Raw genomic sequence first — 15,400 nt, 5'->3', positions numbered from 1 at the left:
CCGTGCGGACCGGCGGGTCAGCCGATCACGTTGTCCACACCCTTCTTCGCGGTCTCCCACGCCTTGTCCGCCGGCTTGCCCTTGCGCTCGACCTCGCTCAGCGCGTTCGTGATCTGCTGCATCACGTTCTGGTCGTGCACACCCAGCACCTGGACCGGGGACTCCTTGGCCGCGTCACCGAAGATCTGGCCGATCGGGGCGCCCGAGAAGTACTCGTCCTTGGCGTCCGAGATCGTCTCGATGGCCCCCGTCGAGGACGGGAAGTTGCCCTGCTTCTGGAAGACCTTCGCCTGCTGCTCGGGGGCGGTCAGCCACTCGATGAGCGCGTACGCCTCCTTCTTGTGCTTGGCCGCGCGCGGGATGGAGAGGTACGAGCCGCCCCAGTTGCCCGCGCCGCCGGGCAGCTTGGCGATGTCCCACTTGCCCTTGCCGGCGTCACCGGCCTGGCCCTTGACGTAGCCGAGCATCCAGGCCGGGCACGGGATCGTCGCGAACGAACCGGCCGCGAACGCCTGGTTCCACTGCGGCGACCACTGGTCGAGCTTGGCGCTCAGGCCCGCCTCGGCCGCCGCCACGGAGGTGTCCCAGGCCTCCTTGACCGCCGGGTTCTTCTCGTAGATCAGCTCGCCGGAGGCGTCGTAGTACCGCTCCTCCTCCTGGCCGATCATGATTCCGTAGAGCGAGCCGACGCTGTCCAGCCAGGCACTCTTGGCGGGGGCCTTCTTCTTGTACTCCTTGCCCAGCTCCAGGTAGCCGTCCCAGGTGGCCCACTTCTTCGCGAGCTCCTCGCGGTCCGTGGGCAGCCCGGCCTGCTTGAAGAGGTCGGTGCGGTAGCACATCGCCTCCGGGCCGACGTCCGTGCCGAGGCCGAGGATCTTGCCGTCCTTGGTGGTCGCCGCCGACCACTTGGCCTCGGCGAACTCGTCCTTGAGCTTGTCGGCCCCGAATTCCTTCAGGTCCTGGAACTTGTCGGCCTGCTGCTGGGTGACCGACGCGATGCGGCCCACCTCCACGCCCTGCACGTCCGCGAGACCGCCGCCGCCCGCGAGACGGGTCTGGAGCGACTTCCAGTAGTCCGCCTCGTCCTGGGTGTCGCTCTGCTTGATCGTGATGTTCGGGTTGAGCTTCTGGTACTCCTCGTACAGCCCGGCCTCCTTGAAGCCGAACGACCCGAAGAGGTCGACGTTGAGCGTGACCTTTCCGCCCGCGCTGTCGGACGAGTCCGACGAGTCGCCGGATCCACAGGCGGCGAGGAGGGCCCCGGCGAGGACGACCGCGCCGAGGCGGACAGTGGCTCGCTTGGCGGCTCGGGCGATGGGCATGGGAAGCCTCCCTTGGCTTCGGGATGAACCGAGCGCCTTGAGAGCGCTCTCAAAACCTGCGTCTGGAGCGTCCCCCACCACCCCCGCCCCGTCAAGACTCGAACGCATAACAGCTTGGGGTTACAGCGGACTACCGCCCAACTGCCTTCGTTGTGCGTTCTCTTGACACTTACGTTTCAGGAGTTTTACGTTCCTTGACACTTGAGAGCGCTCTCGAACGCGCTCTTCGCCCCCCCATGATCGAGGTGCTGCTCGTGCTGACCTCCCTCTCCGGACTCGTTTCCCGAGTCACCCCCAGACCCGCCGCGGCGGCGCTCCTCGCCGTCGCCGTGGCCGCCGTGGGCCTGGGCCCCGCCGCATCGCCCGCTGCCGCCGCCACCATCCCCGCCGGCGCCGGCAGCTACACCGACAGCCGCCCCGCCGGCACCTCGGGCCCGACCACCAACACCGGCGCGCCCGTCACCCCGAAGGTCACCGCCGCCGCGCGGAACAAGCCGGTCCCGACCAACGACTGGTGGTCCTCGCTCGCCTTCCAGCGCTACGGCGACAACCCGTACAGCACCCCCATGTACGGCCACCCCCTCACCTACCAGGCGACCTCCGGCGGACTGGAGGTCGGCTACCCGACCACGCCCGCGATCGTCGGCGACGGCCGCCAGTACGAGTACGCCCACAAGGCCGACCTCACCGTCGGGCTCTCCGGCCTGAACTCACCCGACACCAAGGCCGACGCCTGGTCCGACTGGACGGTCACGCCGTACTGGGCCGACGGCTCGCGCACCTTCCGGGCCACCATCGGCCACGGCATGCCCTTCGTGTACGCCAAGGGCTCCGGCGGCGACGCCCGCGTCACGACCGCCTCCGCGCCCACCGTCTTCTCCGACCAGGGCAACGTCCTCGGCATCACCGTCGCCGGCCACCACTACGCCCTCTTCGCCCCGGCCGGCAGCGACTGGAACGTCTCCGGCTCCACGATCACCGCGGGCCTCGGCTCCAAGGACTACTTCTCGCTCGCCGTCCTGCCCTCCACGGACGCGCTGGCGACCTACCGGAAGTACGCCTTCAGCTTCGTCACCGGCTCCCAGGTGGCCTGGCAGACCACCGGCGGCAACGTCCGGGCGACCTACAGCCTGACCACCGAGGCGAAGGAGGGCACCGAGCGCGGCACGCTCCAGGCCCTGTACCGCCACCAGTGGCTGCACACCACCGACGCGCTGACCCCGTACACGTACGTGTCGCCGCGCGGCACGATGAAGGTGCGTGAGTCCGCCACCTTCACCACCAGCCAGAGGAACAACGGCGTCGTGCCCGCGCTGCCCGCCTCCAGCGGCGTCGACAAGGCCCGGCTGACCGGCTACCTCAACGAGGTCGCCAACGCCTCGGACCCGTTCTCCGGCGCCTCGGACACCTACTGGACCGGCAAGGCGCTCGGCCGTCTCGCCCAGCTGGTGCCCGTCGCCGACCAGATCGGTGAGACCGCCACCCGCGACAAGCTCCTCGGCCTGATGAAGGGCCGGCTCCAGGAGTGGTTCACGGCGGGCGGGGCGAGCGAGTTCAGCTACGACAAGGACTGGAAGACCCTCACCGGCTACCCGGCCTCGTACGGCAGCGACACCGAGCTCAACGACCACCACTTCCACTACAGCTACTACGTCTACGCGGCGGCGATCATCGCCCAGTACGACCAGGCCTGGGCGGCCGACTCGGCCTGGGGCACGATGATCAAGCACCTGATCCGCGACACCGCCAACCCCAGCCGCACCGACTCCGCCTACCCCTTCCTGCGCGGCTTCGACGTGTACGCCGGCCACAGCTGGGCCTCCGGCCACCAGGGCTTCGCGGCGGGCAACAACCAGGAGTCGTCATCGGAGTCCATCAACCTCAGCGCGGGGCTCGTCCTCTGGGGCTCGGCCACCGGTGACAACGCGCTGCGGGACCTCGGCAGTTACCTGCTGACGACGGAGTCCGAGGCCATCACCCAGTACTGGTTCGACGCGAACGAGCAGGTCTTCCCCTCCTCCTTCGGCCACGACACGGTCGGCATGGTCTGGGGCAGCGGCGGCGCGTACTCCACCTGGTGGACGGCGAACCCCGAGGAGATCCACGGCATCAACGTCCTCCCGGTGACAGGCGGTTCACTCCACCTCGCCCGCGAGAAGGCGGCCATCAAGCGCAACATCGCCGAGATGGAGCGCGAGAACGGCGGACCCGCCCAGGAGTGGCGCGACCTGCTCTGGGAGTTCGAGTCGCTGGCCGATCCGGCCGCCGCCAAGGCCAAGTGGGACGGTGTGAACGGGAACTACGAGCCGGAGCAGGGTGAGTCCAAGGCGCACACCTACCACTGGATCAACACCCTCGCCTCCGTCGGCGCCCCCGACATGACGGTCAGCGGCGACATCCCGACCTCCGCCGTCTTCGCCAAGAACGGGACGCGCACCTACACCGCGCACAACCACGGCTCGACCGCCCGTACGGTGACCTTCTCCGACGGCAAGACGCTGTCCGTACCGGCCCGTTCGACGGCCACGAGCACGGGACCCGGCGGCAGCGACCCCGACCCGGAGGAGCCCGGCCCGTCCACCGGCAACACCTTCCGCCTCAAGACCGGCGGCGTCCTCACCACCGCCACCACGGACCCGGCGGGCACGGACACGATCGCCTCGGCCGACGGCGTCAACCGGGACGGCACCCCGTACCGGCCGACCGTCTACGAGGTGAAGCAGGTCAACGGCAAGGTCTCCGCCGGGGCCGCAACCGCGTTCCGCCTCCGGGTGGACGCGGGCACGGCGGTCGGGCTCGCCCCGCAGGTCCGGGTCAGCTACGACCTCACCGGCGACGGCACGTTCGACCGGGCCGAGACCTTCCGCTACTTCGCGACCGACCCGGTCACGGGCTGGGAGGAGTACACACAGGCGGCGGGCGTCCAGGCGGCCACCGGCAGCCTGGGCGAGCTGAAGAACGGCACGGTCCGGCTGGAGATCTGGAACGCGCTCGGCAACGGCACGTCCCGGGTGCAGACCGGGACGGACGCGGCGGTGCTGCGGATTCCGTACCAGTGACCGCTGCCGGTCATCGGCCGGCCGACGGCCGGCCGATGACCGGTGGGCGGTGATCCTTACCGGCCGACCCCTGGGGGACGGCCGGCACGGGTGACGCAGAGCGCGGCGGGTCTCCGGTTCCTCAGGCGGAGGCCCGCCGTACCAGGGTGACCGGGGTGATCACCGACTGCGGGACCTCGCCGCTGCCCGTACGGTCCCGGTCCAGCGCGCGCAGCAGCAGCCGGGCCATCAGCCGCCCCTGCTCCTCGATCTCCTGGCCGATGGTGGTCAGCGGCGGGTCGGTCTCCGAGGCCACCGAGTCCATGTCGTCGAACCCGACCAGCGCCACCTGATCCGGCACGGCGATCCCGCGTTCGCGCAGGACCCGCAACGCGCCCGACGCCATCAGGTCGTTGGCGACGAACACCGCGTCCAGATCGGGCCGCCGGTCCAGCAGCTCCGTCATCGCCCGCGCCCCGCTCTCCACGGTGAACGCCCCGGCGGCGACGAGCGTCGGGTCCACGTCCAGCAGCACGTCCCGGTAGCCGTCCAGCCGGTCCATCGCCGAGGTCTGGTCGGAGGGCCCGCCGATGTGCGCGATGTGCCGCCGCCCGAGGTCCTTCAGATACTGCACGGCCAGCCGCGCCCCGCCCCGGTTGTCCGCGTCGACGTACGGCACGGCCTGGTCGCCCGGGTCGGCGGTCCAGCTGGGCCGGCCGCCGTACACCGCCGGGATCCCGGCCCGCCGGGTGATCGCGGGCACCGGGTCGTCGGTGTGCAGCGAGAACGCGAGCGCCCCGTCCACATGCCCGCCGGACAGATACCGCGCGATCCGGTCGAAGTCGCCGGGGCCCTCCACGAGCAGCAGGACGAGCTGGGTGTCGTGGGCGGTGAGCTCCTTGCTGATACCCCGGATCTGCTGGGAGAAGAACGGGTCCGAGAAGAACCGGGTCTCCGGCTCGGCGATGACGACGGCCACCGCGCCGGTGCGACGTGTGACGAGGGTCCGCGCCGCGTGGTTCGGTATGTAGCCCAGCTCCTCGACGGCCTTGAGCACCTTGTCCACGAGTGGCTTGCGGACTCCGTCGCCCCCGTTGACGACCCGCGAGGCGGTGGCCCGGGACACCCCCGCACGTGCCGCGACGGCTTCCAGGGTGGGCCGGGACCCGGGGGACTGCTCGGGCAAGGCGGTCGCTCCTCGTCGACGGGGGCGGCGATACGCGGGCTGGTGCGCGGGGACGCGCGTGGGTGCGCGCGTGGTGCGTCGTGCGCGTGTCGTGTGCTCGGTGTCGCCGCCGGATCGGCTACAGCCTAGCGCCGGGCGCCGACAGCGCTGAGAGCGCTTCCAGGGAGAGCCGGCGGAGGCGATGACCGTTCCGGGGCCGTACGGGGCGACGTCGGGGTTGCCGGAACTGCGCCTCTTACGGGCCAACTGCGCGTTGAACACGCTGGGTATGCATGGTCATCACTCAGAGTGGAAGGTGTGCGGCATGGAAGCGATGGAGCGGCGCAGGGCGGCGGCGGACCGTGTGCGGACGGCGGAGGACGCCGTGGAGCGGTTGCGGGAAGGCTTCGCGGAGCACGGGGTGAAGCTGCCGTCCCTGCGGATCGATCCGGTCTCGTGTGCGGGCGACGAACCGGCGCCCCTGGTCGACCTGGGCCGCTGCAACATCGACACCGTGTTGCGGCTGTGCGAGGTGCTGGCGGAGAAGGAGAGCGGTCATGACGGGTGAGGGATGTGAGCCGGGTGCGCCGGAGGCGGGCGCGTTCGCGGTGGACGGGCGGGACGGGCGGGTCGGCCGGGTGACGGGCCGGTCCGGGCCGAACGTGCGGCTGCGGCCGCCCGGCGGCGGGCCGGAGTGGGAGTGTCCGGCGGAGGCGGTGCGGCCGGCGTCCCCGGGGGTGGTGCTGCGGGCCCGGGTGACGGAGATCAACCGGGAGGGCCAGCTGCCGCGTTGAGGCCGGGCGGGGTGCGGTCGGCCGGGCGGCCAGCTGCCACCCGCTCGCCGGGCGGGGTGCGATCGGCACTCGTTACGCTGCCCCGATGGCCGGTGACGAGGGAATGCGGGCGGGGGCGCGGGCGGCGCGCCGTCTGGCGGAGCTGGGTGTGTGCGAGCTGGGGCCGGGGCTGAGCGATGCGGAGTTCGGCCGGATCGAGGCGGAGTACGGCATCGTCTTCGCCGACGACCACCGGGGCTTCCTGGCGGCCGGGCTGCCGGTGGGCCGGGCGGGGCGGCCGGAGGAGGGCGAGCCCCCGCGGAACCCGTGGCCCGACTGGCGCGACGGCGACCCGGCCCTGCTCCGGGAGCGGCTGGAGGGGCCGGTGGAGGGGCTGCTGTTCTCGGTGGAGCACGGCTGGTGGCTGCCCGGCCGGTGGGGGGTGCGCCCGGCGGACCCGGTGGAGGCCGTCGCGATGGCGCGGGCCGCGCTCGCCTCCGTACCGAAGCTGATCCCGGTCCACGCGCACCGGTACCTGCCGTCGAAGGAGCCGTGCGGCAGCCCCGTGCTCTCGATGCAGGGGGCCGACATCATCCACTACGGGCGGGACCTGGCGGACTGGGTGGAGCGGGAGTTCGTGGGGTGGGAGGCGGGCGCGGCGGATGGGCCGTCCCCGGCGGACGGGAGCGGCCCGCCGTTCTGGTCGGACCTGGTCTTCTGAGGAGCGCCGGGGAACGTACGGGGCGGCGGGGCCGACCCCTCCTCGGGGCCGGGCCCGCCGCCGTTCGGGGGCGTACACCGGGTCGCCGTCACATGATGCGGAACGCCAGGTAGTACGCGGACAGTTGCTCGTGGTAGCCCGGGTCCTCGGCCTGCCGGTGGCGGTCGAACTCCGGGGAGTCCTTGACCTGTTCCCTGGTGAGTTCGACGTAGACCTTCCGCTCCTCGGGGTCGATGCGCTTCACCGTGCCCGCGGGCAGCAGGACGTCCTTGCCGAAGATCCAGACCCCGGTGTCGACGAGCAGATAGGCCGAACCCACCTCGTCGGAGTGCTTGTCGACCTTTCCGATACTGCCGTCGGTCGCCTCGACCGAATAACCGGTCAGATCGGCGCCCGCGGTATGACCGCTCGACGGCTGGTAGCCCCACAGCGAGTCGCTCATTGTGGCTCCTTTCGCGAAGGCCGCCCGGATTATTATTGCGGCGGTTCGTCGATGCGTTATTGATATTCCGCTGAACGTCGTGTGCCCGGGGAACGACGGCCTACACCTGGCCCGTGTGCCGGGACGGAAAACGGGGGCGGGACCGGGCGCTCGCCCGGTCCCGCCCCCGTTTTCACTGGTCAGAGCCGTTTATTGGGCGACTACCAGCGGTACCACCGACCTCGTCGGCCACCGCTTGCGGCGGGGCGGACGAAGAACCCTATGAGCCAGAGGACCAGCACGATCACGGCTATCCACCAGAGAGCCTTGACCGCGAAACCAGCACCGAAGAGAACCAGGGCGAGCAGAAGAACGAGTAGCAGGGGAACCATGATTATCAACCTCCAGAAATTCAGGTTCCCGCTGTTCTTTCTTCTACACGCGGAGGGTGCGGAATCATTGATGAACGGCGGCAGCCGGCGGGCGGGTGACCACCTTGATGTTGAAGGTGTGGGAGCCCACCCCGCCCGCGATGCCCATGAACAGAAACGCGAAGTGCTCCTGGCCGCGCGCCGTGGTGATGCCTCCGATGTCGAGCTGGGAGGACTCCGGCCAGCCGAGGTCGGTGAGCAGCCGGCCGGTGGTGCGCTTGGCCTCGGCGTCGTCGCCGGAGAGGAAGACCGTGCCCGGCTCGGTGAGGTCGCCCGGGGCGGTCATGGTGGTCGAGTCCATCGTGCAGAGCGTCTTGACGACGGGCGTCAGGGGGAAGGCCTCCTGGATCAGTTCGCCCAGGCTGCTGTTGGGGTGGGTGAGGGCACTGAAGTCGTCGGAGAGGCCGACCCCGACGTCGATCAGCAGGGTGCCCGCCAGGGCCGGGGCCCCGATGGAGCGCAGCAGCTCCACGGAGACGCCGCCCGGGGTGGCGTTGACCAGGACCTCCGCATGCGCGGCCGTCTCGTCGAGGCCCGCGACGGGGAGGCCGAGGCCGGTGCGTTCCTTGGGCCGACGTGATCCGAGGAGGACGTCGTGCCCTGCGGCGCGCCAGCCGTGGGCCAGGGCGCGGGCGACATTTCCGGTGCCGAGCAGTCCTATACGCATGGGGACGACGCTAGTCAGCGGGGCTGCCGGGGCGGATCGGCCGATGGGCCCACGCGAGGCCGGACCTATGGTGTAGTCCGCTGGGCGGGCGCCGGTGCGCGGCGTCAGCGGTGGTCGGCCGCGCGGGCGTCACTTCCCATGGCTCCGGCCGCCGCACACGCGGCGGCCGGAGCCATGACGGCTGGACTGTACGCGGACGTTCGCCGGCCGCTACCCGGCGGTCAGACGCCGGCCGGTGTCTTGGCCGGGTCGGTGCCGGGGTCCGTGCCGTCGGGGCCGCCCGGTCGGTCCGCGTTCGGTGCCGGGTGCGGGCCGCCCGTGGCGGCGACCGTGGACGGGGCCGGTTCCTGGGAGACGTTGAACTCGGTCAGCAGGTCCTTGCCGAAGCCGAAGAAGTACGTGGCGAGGAAGCCGGCGACGTAGCCCACCAGCAGGCCGCCCCCGTAGATCGCGATCGTCGAGCCCAGGCCGTGGTTGCCGTCCAGGAGCGGGAACAGGGCCCAGCCGGACGGGCCGATGGCCGTCGAGCCGACCGTGTCGCCGAGCTGGTTGAACAGGCCGACGAATCCGCCGCCGAACGCGCCGCCGACGCACGCCGTGATGAACGGGCGGCCCAGCGGCAGCGAGACGCCGTAGATCAGCGGTTCGCCGACGCCCAGCAGGCCAGCCGGGAGCGCCGACCTGATGGTGCGGCGGATCGACTCGTTGCGGGGGAGGCGGAAGTAGACCGCCATCGCCGCGCCGACCTGGCCCGCCCCGGCCATCGCCAGGATCGGGAGCAGGACCGTGTAGCCCTGCTGCTCGATGAGCGTCGTGTGGATCGGGATCAGTGCCTGGTGCAGGCCCAGCATGACGAGGGGGAGGAAGAGGCCGCCGAGCACGAAGCCCGCGCCCGCGCCGCCGTTGGAGAGCAGCCAGTCGGCGAACGTACCGATGGCGGAGGAGATCTCCCCGGCCACGTACATCAGGCCGAAGATCGTGACCAGGCCGGAGATCAGCACCGTCAGGGTCGGGGTGACCAGGACGTCCAGTGCCTCCGGCACCCACCGGCGGCACCACTTCTCCACGTACACGGCGAGGACCGCGGCGCCCAGGGCGCCCAGTACACCGCCCTGGCCGGGCGAGAGGGTCTGGCCGAAGGCGTCGATGTTCGCGACGCCCGGGAAGACGATGATCGCCGCCACCGCACCGCCCAGGATCGGCGTGCCGCCGAACTCCTTCGCCGTGTTGTAGCCCACGAACACCGCGATCAGCGCCATGAACCCGGACGCCATCGCCGCCAGCGCGGGCGTCACGGCGGGCAGCCACTCCAGGTTCACCAGCAGACCGTTGAGGCCCGCGATGATCCCGCAGCCGATGAGCGCCGGGATCAGCGGCACGAAGATGTTGGCGATCTTGCGCAGGAACAGCTTGAAGGGGGTGGCGTTCTTCGCCTTCTGCTGTGCCTTGATCGCCGCGCCCTGTGCCGCCAGATCGTCGGACGGGACGGCGGCCGGGCCACCGGGTCCGGGGGCCGGGGCCGTCTCGCGTTCCTCCTCGACGAGCTGCTCGAACTCCGGGGTGACCCGGGCGACCGTGCCCGGACCCAGCACGATCTGGTACGTGTCGTCCTCGACGACGCCCATCACGGCGGGGAGAGCCTTCAGCGCCTCGTCGTCGACGAGGGACCTGTCGTGCAGCCCGAGGCGGAGCCGGGTCATGCAGTGGGCGATGGAGGCGACGTTCGCGGCACCGCCGACGAGCGGCAGGATCGCGGCGGCGGTGGCGCGGTTCTTGTCTTCTGTGGCCATGGTGCTCGGTGCCTTGCTGTGCGGGGGGTGGGATACCCGGTGGGTCAGGTGGTGCGTACGGCCGCGAGGGCGGCGCGCAGGTGGCCGTCGGACTCGGTGAGGAGCCCGGTGGCGGTGGGGCCGTCGACCTGGCCGAGGATGACCAGGATCGCGTTCTTGACCTCGCCGTCGGTGGCGGTGAGGGCGGCCTCGATGTCGGCGTCGGACGCGCCGGTGGCCAGGGAGACGATGTGCCGGGAGCGGGCGCGCAGCTTCTCGTTGGAGGCGCGTACGTCGACCATGAGATTCCCGTACGTCTTGCCGAGCCGGATCATCGTGATCGTCGAGATCATGTTGAGGACCAGCTTCTGCGCCGTGCCCGCCTTCAGCCGGGTGGAGCCGGTGAGCAGCTCGGGGCCGGTGACGATCTCCAGGCCGTGTTCGGCCGCCGCGGCGAGCGCGGAGTCCGCGTTGCAGGAGAGCCCGATGGTCAGGGCGCCCTGCGCGCGGGCGTGCTCGACCGCGCCGATCGCGTACGGCGTGCGGCCGGAGGCGGAGATGCCGATCACCGTGTCGTCGGCGCCCAGCTTCAGCGCGTCCAGGTCGGCGGCGGCCAGCTCCTTGCTGTCCTCCGCGCCCTCGACGGCCGTGACCATGGCGGAGGGGCCGCCCGCGATCAGACCGATGACCTCGGACGGGTCGGTGTTGAAGGTGGGCGGGCACTCGCTGGCGTCCAGCACCCCGAGCCGCCCCGCCGTGCCCGCGCCCGCGTAGATCAGCCGTCCGCCGCGGGCCATCCGGGCGGCGGCGGCGTCGATGGCGGCGGCGATCTGCGGCAGCCGCTCGGCGACGGCGGCCGGGACGGTGGCGTCCTCGCCGTTCATGATCCGGGCGATCTCCTGTGTGGCCAGCCGGTCGATCTCGGCCAGCTCGGGGCGGAACGCCTCGGTGGTGAGGGTGGCCAGCTGGGCGCGGAGCTCGCCGTACGTGCCGGAGGACCCGGGGGTGTCGGTGGCGCCGGGGGTGTCGGTGGTGGAGGTCATGAGGTGCGGCTCAGCTTTCTCGGTTTTCTCGGGGTGCTCGGTCTCGTACGCGTACGGGGGGTGCGTGGCCCGTGGTCGGCGGGCCCGGGACGGTCAGCGGGTGCGTGGGGTGTGGCGGTGGGCGAGAGCCTCGTAGGAGGCGGCCAGGGCGGGTGCGGCGGTCTCGTACGTCCGCTGCGCGACGCCTATGAACAGGCAGTCCACGACGAGCAGCTGGCTGGTGCGGCTCGACATCGCGGCGGGGCGCAGCTCGCTCTCGCGCGCGGTGGACGTGGTCAGCACATGGTCCGCGTACTGCGATACGGGCCCGTCGGGCCGCCCGGTGATCGCGATGGTGGTCGCCCCACGGTCGAAGGCGACCCGCAGCGGCTCGATGACGTCGCCGGTGGAGCCGGAGTGCGTGATCGCGATGGCCACGTCACCGCTGCGCAGCTGCACGGCGTTGGTCACCGCGAGGTGCGGGTCCATGTGGGCGTGGGCGATCAGGCCGATCCGGAGCAGCTTCTGCGCCAGGTCCTGGCCGACGAGGGAGGATGCCCCGACGCCGTAGATGTCGATGCGGCGGGCGGTCGACGCGGCGGCGACGGCGGCCCCCAGCTGTACGGTGTCGAGCCCGGCGGCGGTGTCGGCGAGGGTCTGCTGCTCGTCGTAGGCCAGCTTGGCGACCACGTCGGCGATCGGGTCGTCGACCGCGATGTCGGCGGTGACGGCGGGGGCCCGGCCGGACTCCTGGTGCGCGGCGAGGCCGGCCAGCGCGAGGCGCAGATCCCGGTAGCCCGGGTAGCCGAGGAGGCGCGCGGTGCGGACGACGGTGGCTTCACTGGTGCCGGTGAGCTCGGCGAGACCGGTGACGGTGAGGGCGGCGCAGCCGGCCGGGTCGCCCGCCACCGCTTCGGCGACCAGCTGCATCGAGCGGGTCATGGAGGGGGCGAGGGTCCGGACCTTGGCGGCGAGGGCCGCGGGGGCCGGCGGGGAATCGCCGCTGAAAATTTCCTTCACGTCACTGGTCACATCTGAAAGATATTTTCAACCTCGTGGTCCGTCAACCCCCCTCCGGTCCCTACCTCTGGCGGCGCCTCCGGCGGCTCCTCGCGCACAATGGGGGCATGGAGTTGAACCCCCTGGAGCAGTCCCTGCACACCGCCCGCGCGCTCGTGATGGCCGATCTGGCGGCGGGCGACGTGGCCGAGGCGGACGTCGTCTCGCTGGTCGAGGACGCGGTGACCCACCGGCGGTGGTGGGTGGAGCAGTGGCCCGAGGGGGCGGAGTTCGTCGCCGGTCTGGTCGCCCAGGACGTCCAGGACGCGCTGCTGGAACGGTACGGGCGGTGGCCGCTGTGCCCCGCGTGCTCGCCGGAGGAGGAGCCGCACGCCCTGGACGTCGAGCCGGAGCTGGGGCCCGACCCGCACTGGGTCTGCACCAAGGCGGCCGTCGCGGTGGCGCCGGTGGGGGCGCTCGGCGAGGTGCTGCGGCGGTGACGGTCTATATCGACCCGCCCACCTGGCCCGGACACGGCCGCCTCTGGTCGCACCTGGTCAGCGATGAGTCGTTCGAGGAGCTGCATGCCTTCGCCGCCGCGATCGGCTGCCCGCCGCGCGCCTTCGAACGCGATCACTACGACGTGCCGGAGGCGCACTACGCGGACGCCGTACGGGCCGGGGCGCGGGAGGTCGGCTCGAAGGAGCTGGTCCGGCGGCTCACGGCGGCGGGCCTCCGGCGGCCGAAGGGGCGGCCGGCGCCGGGGTAGCCCGCCCCGGCGGCCCGCCGCCCGGCCGCTCCGTCGACAGGGCCCGCTAGGAGAGCGTGCCGTCGTAGTCCGGGAGCTTGAAGCCGCGTTCGGCGTGGCCGCCGACGATGTCGGTGGTGTTGTTCCCGATGTTGGCGATGATCTTGTAGCCCTTCGCCTCGATCGCGGCCCGCTGCTCGGTCTTGTAGGCGCTGACCTCCTCGAAGAGGTCGGGCAGGCTGCGGACGTACAGCCCGTCGACCGGGTAACCGGCCTTCTTCAGGTTCCAGTCCGTGAGGGAGTGGATGATGCCCGGCCGGGCCGTGACGAAGAAGACGGCCACACCGCGCGCGTCGGCGTACCGGGCCAGTTCGCGGACGTCCCCGACGGCCGGGGTGGGCAGCTCCCAGAACGGGTGGAAGTGCGTCTCCAGCGCGGTGTTGTCGATGTCGAGGACGATCGCCTGCTTCTCGCTCCCGGCACTCTCCGACCGGGCTTCGATCCAGGGGCGCGCCTCGGCGACGACCGCCGCGACGTCCTTTCGCCAGGTGCCGTAGTCGACATCCGCGGCGAGGGCGGAAGCGGCGGGTGCGGTCGCGGGAGCGGTACGGGCCGGGGTCTGCGTCTCCGTCGCGCCGGCCGAGGTGACGGGGACCGCGACGAGGGCGAGCGTCGCGGCCAGTGCCGCGGCGGTGCGCTGGATGGTGGCGCCTGCATGCATGGGGACTCCTGGGTGGGGAACCTGCCAATGGCCCGTACGCCGTGACCCGGCGACGGGTTGTCATGCTCGCGCTCAATAATGAAGGGCGGGTGGATATCTCACTACTGATCGGTAGCGTCTTTTTCGGCTGCTGTTCGGCTGCCCGGCGGAAATCGGCCGGGCGGGTGGCCGGGAGTGGCTCGGTGAGCCCGGGGCTACGGAGTCACCCGGCCGTCGGCGGGTACGGAATCGACCCGCGCCGGTCGCCCCGTCCCTCTCGCCACGCTCTTCGCGATCAGCCGTGAGCGTGAGCGCGTCCGGTCGCCGTCGCCGTCGCCGCGCTGGAGGCGCAGTGCCACCCCCACCGCCGCCAGGGCCAGGGCCGTCATCGCCGCGCCCGCCCAGGCCGTGGACGCGAAGCCGAAGTCCAGGTCGATCACCGTGCCGCCGAGCCACGGGCCGCTCGTGTTACCGAGGTTGAACGCCGCCGTCGTGGTGGCTCCGGCCAGGGTCGGGGCGGCTCCGGCCACGTTGAACATCCGGGCGTTCAGCGCGGGGGCCGTGAAGAAGGCGGACAGGCCCAGCAGGAACGCCAGCGCGACCACCGCGAACTGACCGGCCGCGAACAGGGCCAGCGCCACCAGGAACACCGTGGACGCCGTGATGCCGCTCAGCATCACCCCGAAGAGGTGCGCGTCCGCGACCCGGCCGCCGATCATCGTGCCGATCAGCGCGCCCACGCCGAACAGACCGAGGATCCACGGCACCCAGCCCGAGTCGAGGCCGGCCACGTCCGTGAGCAGCGGCGCCAGATAGCTGAACGCGCAGAACACCCCGCCCGCCGCGAGCGCGGTGATCACGATGGCCAGCCAGACCTGCCGGTCCCGGTAGATCGCCAGCTCCCGCTTCAGCTCGGGCCTCTTGTCGGGCAGCGGGATGTGCGGGATGCGGGTGGCTACGCCGACCAGGGCCACCGCCGAGGCCGCGCCGACCGCCCAGAACGCCGAACGCCAGCCGAGGTGCTCGCCGAGGAAGGCGCCCAGCGGCACGCCCAGCACGTTCGCGACGGACAGGCCGCCGATCATCACGGCCATCGCCCGCGCACGCTGGTTCACCGGGACCATCGCGATGGCCACGGCCGCGCCGACCGCCCAGAAGCCCGCACAGGCGAGCGCGCTCACCACCCGGGAGACGAAGAGGACCTCGTACGTCGGGGCCAGCGCACCGGCGATCTGGCCGAGGCCGAACACCGAGATCAGCGCGATGAGGGTGGTGCGGCGCGGCAGCCGCAGCGTGGCGACGGCCAGCAGCGGGGCGCCGACCACCATGCCGATCGCGAACGCGGATATGAGGAGTCCGGCCTGCGGAATCGACACGTTCATGTCGTCGGCGATCGGTGGGAGCAGGCCCGACAGCATGAACTCGCTGGTGCCGAGTGCGAAGACCGAGAGGCCGAGAATGTATACGGCTACGGGCATGGGTGCGCGGCGGGAGGCGGAGTCGGGCATGACTCGTCACAACGCCAGGGAACGCTTCCGCATTCCCCGGCGCCGGGTGGTGGGCACGCTTCTTCATGCCCCTGTTACAGGCTCCTGTTACGGGAGCGGGAGAAGGGCGTGCCCCG

General features: G+C 71.6%; 16 protein-coding genes. 6 read left to right on the top strand and 10 right to left on the bottom strand.

Annotated elements, in window-relative coordinates; translation table 11 throughout:
• Nucleotides 1-17 precede the first annotated feature (17 nt).
• Nucleotides 18-1,322 carry an ABC transporter substrate-binding protein gene (locus AC0VY3_RS33080; protein WP_030077517.1) on the bottom strand — a complete coding sequence of 435 codons (1,305 nt, stop codon included), beginning with the start codon at nucleotides 1,320-1,322 and terminating at the stop codon, nucleotides 18-20.
• 236 nt (nucleotides 1,323-1,558) lie between these two features.
• Here AC0VY3_RS33080 and AC0VY3_RS33075 point away from each other — a divergent pair, with 236 nt between their 5' ends.
• Entirely contained in the window at nucleotides 1,559-4,381 is a 2,823-nt protein-coding gene (locus AC0VY3_RS33075; RefSeq protein ID WP_475551775.1) for a glycosyl hydrolase, read from the top strand.
• A 121-nt stretch (nucleotides 4,382-4,502) separates the two neighbouring features.
• Here AC0VY3_RS33075 and AC0VY3_RS33070 read toward each other — a convergent pair whose 3' ends face one another.
• Nucleotides 4,503-5,546, bottom strand: a complete 1,044-nt coding sequence (locus tag AC0VY3_RS33070) for a LacI family DNA-binding transcriptional regulator (RefSeq protein ID WP_103510480.1) — start codon at nucleotides 5,544-5,546, stop codon at nucleotides 4,503-4,505.
• A 304-nt stretch (nucleotides 5,547-5,850) separates the two neighbouring features.
• Between AC0VY3_RS33070 and AC0VY3_RS33065 the strand changes: the two genes are divergently transcribed.
• From AC0VY3_RS33065 to AC0VY3_RS33055, 3 genes are all read left to right on the top strand, one after another.
• Complete coding sequence (locus AC0VY3_RS33065; RefSeq protein WP_103510479.1) at nucleotides 5,851-6,093, top strand: hypothetical protein; 243 nt, start codon at nucleotides 5,851-5,853, stop codon at nucleotides 6,091-6,093.
• Nucleotides 6,083-6,319, top strand: coding sequence for a hypothetical protein (locus tag AC0VY3_RS33060; RefSeq protein ID WP_242736767.1), 237 nt, complete (start codon nucleotides 6,083-6,085; stop codon nucleotides 6,317-6,319). The genes AC0VY3_RS33065 and AC0VY3_RS33060 overlap by 11 nt, the downstream gene beginning before the upstream one ends.
• An 85-nt stretch (nucleotides 6,320-6,404) precedes the next feature.
• Complete coding sequence (locus AC0VY3_RS33055; RefSeq protein ID WP_475551277.1) at nucleotides 6,405-7,019, top strand: hypothetical protein; 615 nt, start codon at nucleotides 6,405-6,407, stop codon at nucleotides 7,017-7,019.
• A gap of 88 nt (nucleotides 7,020-7,107) precedes the next feature.
• Here AC0VY3_RS33055 and AC0VY3_RS33050 read toward each other — a convergent pair whose 3' ends face one another.
• The 6 genes from AC0VY3_RS33050 to AC0VY3_RS33025 form a co-directional block, all read right to left on the bottom strand.
• On the bottom strand, nucleotides 7,108-7,461 hold the full coding sequence (locus tag AC0VY3_RS33050) for a PRC-barrel domain-containing protein (protein ID WP_103510477.1): 354 nt from the start codon (nucleotides 7,459-7,461) through the stop codon (nucleotides 7,108-7,110).
• Nucleotides 7,462-7,661: 200 nt separating this feature from the next.
• The gene (locus AC0VY3_RS33045; RefSeq protein ID WP_010071635.1) at nucleotides 7,662-7,832 is read right to left on the bottom strand and encodes a DUF5670 family protein; all 171 of its coding nucleotides are present in this window, start codon (nucleotides 7,830-7,832) and stop codon (nucleotides 7,662-7,664) included.
• 64 nt (nucleotides 7,833-7,896) lie between these two features.
• Entirely contained in the window at nucleotides 7,897-8,538 is a 642-nt protein-coding gene (locus AC0VY3_RS33040; RefSeq protein ID WP_103510476.1) for an NADPH-dependent F420 reductase, read from the bottom strand.
• Between the two features lie 221 nt (nucleotides 8,539-8,759).
• Nucleotides 8,760-10,328, bottom strand: a complete 1,569-nt coding sequence (locus AC0VY3_RS33035) for a PTS transporter subunit EIIC (protein WP_103510475.1) — start codon at nucleotides 10,326-10,328, stop codon at nucleotides 8,760-8,762.
• Nucleotides 10,329-10,372: 44 nt separating this feature from the next.
• Nucleotides 10,373-11,350, bottom strand: coding sequence for an N-acetylmuramic acid 6-phosphate etherase (murQ, locus tag AC0VY3_RS33030; RefSeq protein WP_475551276.1), 978 nt, complete (start codon nucleotides 11,348-11,350; stop codon nucleotides 10,373-10,375).
• Nucleotides 11,351-11,443: 93 nt separating this feature from the next.
• On the bottom strand, nucleotides 11,444-12,361 hold the full coding sequence (locus tag AC0VY3_RS33025; protein WP_030077545.1) for a MurR/RpiR family transcriptional regulator: 918 nt from the start codon (nucleotides 12,359-12,361) through the stop codon (nucleotides 11,444-11,446).
• A 95-nt stretch (nucleotides 12,362-12,456) separates the two neighbouring features.
• Here AC0VY3_RS33025 and AC0VY3_RS33020 point away from each other — a divergent pair, with 95 nt between their 5' ends.
• Both AC0VY3_RS33020 and AC0VY3_RS33015 read left to right on the top strand, forming a co-directional pair.
• Nucleotides 12,457-12,828 (top strand): hypothetical protein, encoded by a 372-nt coding sequence (locus AC0VY3_RS33020; protein ID WP_103510473.1) that lies wholly within the window; start codon nucleotides 12,457-12,459, stop codon nucleotides 12,826-12,828.
• On the top strand, nucleotides 12,825-13,097 hold the full coding sequence (locus AC0VY3_RS33015; protein ID WP_103510472.1) for a DUF4031 domain-containing protein: 273 nt from the start codon (nucleotides 12,825-12,827) through the stop codon (nucleotides 13,095-13,097). Before AC0VY3_RS33020 ends, AC0VY3_RS33015 begins: the two co-directional genes overlap by 4 nt.
• A 46-nt stretch (nucleotides 13,098-13,143) precedes the next feature.
• Here the strand turns inward: AC0VY3_RS33015 and AC0VY3_RS33010 are convergent, their stop codons facing one another.
• Both AC0VY3_RS33010 and AC0VY3_RS33005 read right to left on the bottom strand, forming a co-directional pair.
• Nucleotides 13,144-13,797: an HAD family acid phosphatase gene (locus AC0VY3_RS33010; protein ID WP_103510471.1), complete on the bottom strand. Its 654-nt coding sequence runs from the start codon at nucleotides 13,795-13,797 to the stop codon at nucleotides 13,144-13,146.
• Nucleotides 13,798-13,991: 194 nt separating this feature from the next.
• Nucleotides 13,992-15,254 carry a Cmx/CmrA family chloramphenicol efflux MFS transporter gene (locus tag AC0VY3_RS33005; protein WP_181010960.1) on the bottom strand — a complete coding sequence of 421 codons (1,263 nt, stop codon included), beginning with the start codon at nucleotides 15,252-15,254 and terminating at the stop codon, nucleotides 13,992-13,994.
• Nucleotides 15,255-15,400 lie beyond the last annotated feature (146 nt).

Source organism: Streptomyces sp. iso_384 (assembly GCF_056172905.1).
The sequence above is the reverse complement of the archived record's forward strand: the minus strand, read 5'-3'. Positions and strand labels throughout refer to the sequence as shown.

Coding starts and splice junctions, on each gene's coding strand:
- AC0VY3_RS33080 (WP_030077517.1), bottom strand. CDS start 1,322: ATGCCCATCGCCCGAGCCGCCAAGCGAGCCACTGTCCGCCTCGGCGCG.
- AC0VY3_RS33075 (WP_475551775.1), top strand. CDS start 1,559: ATGATCGAGGTGCTGCTCGTGCTGACCTCCCTCTCCGGACTCGTTTCC.
- AC0VY3_RS33065 (WP_103510479.1), top strand. CDS start 5,851: ATGGAAGCGATGGAGCGGCGCAGGGCGGCGGCGGACCGTGTGCGGACG.
- AC0VY3_RS33060 (WP_242736767.1), top strand. CDS start 6,083: ATGACGGGTGAGGGATGTGAGCCGGGTGCGCCGGAGGCGGGCGCGTTC.
- AC0VY3_RS33055 (WP_475551277.1), top strand. CDS start 6,405: ATGGCCGGTGACGAGGGAATGCGGGCGGGGGCGCGGGCGGCGCGCCGT.
- AC0VY3_RS33050 (WP_103510477.1), bottom strand. CDS start 7,461: ATGAGCGACTCGCTGTGGGGCTACCAGCCGTCGAGCGGTCATACCGCG.
- AC0VY3_RS33045 (WP_010071635.1), bottom strand. CDS start 7,832: ATGGTTCCCCTGCTACTCGTTCTTCTGCTCGCCCTGGTTCTCTTCGGT.
- AC0VY3_RS33040 (WP_103510476.1), bottom strand. CDS start 8,538: ATGCGTATAGGACTGCTCGGCACCGGAAATGTCGCCCGCGCCCTGGCC.
- AC0VY3_RS33035 (WP_103510475.1), bottom strand. CDS start 10,328: ATGGCCACAGAAGACAAGAACCGCGCCACCGCCGCCGCGATCCTGCCG.
- murQ (WP_475551276.1), bottom strand. CDS start 11,350: ATGACCTCCACCACCGACACCCCCGGCGCCACCGACACCCCCGGGTCC.
- AC0VY3_RS33020 (WP_103510473.1), top strand. CDS start 12,457: ATGGAGTTGAACCCCCTGGAGCAGTCCCTGCACACCGCCCGCGCGCTC.
- AC0VY3_RS33010 (WP_103510471.1), bottom strand. CDS start 13,797: ATGCATGCAGGCGCCACCATCCAGCGCACCGCCGCGGCACTGGCCGCG.
- AC0VY3_RS33005 (WP_181010960.1), bottom strand. CDS start 15,254: ATGCCCGTAGCCGTATACATTCTCGGCCTCTCGGTCTTCGCACTCGGC.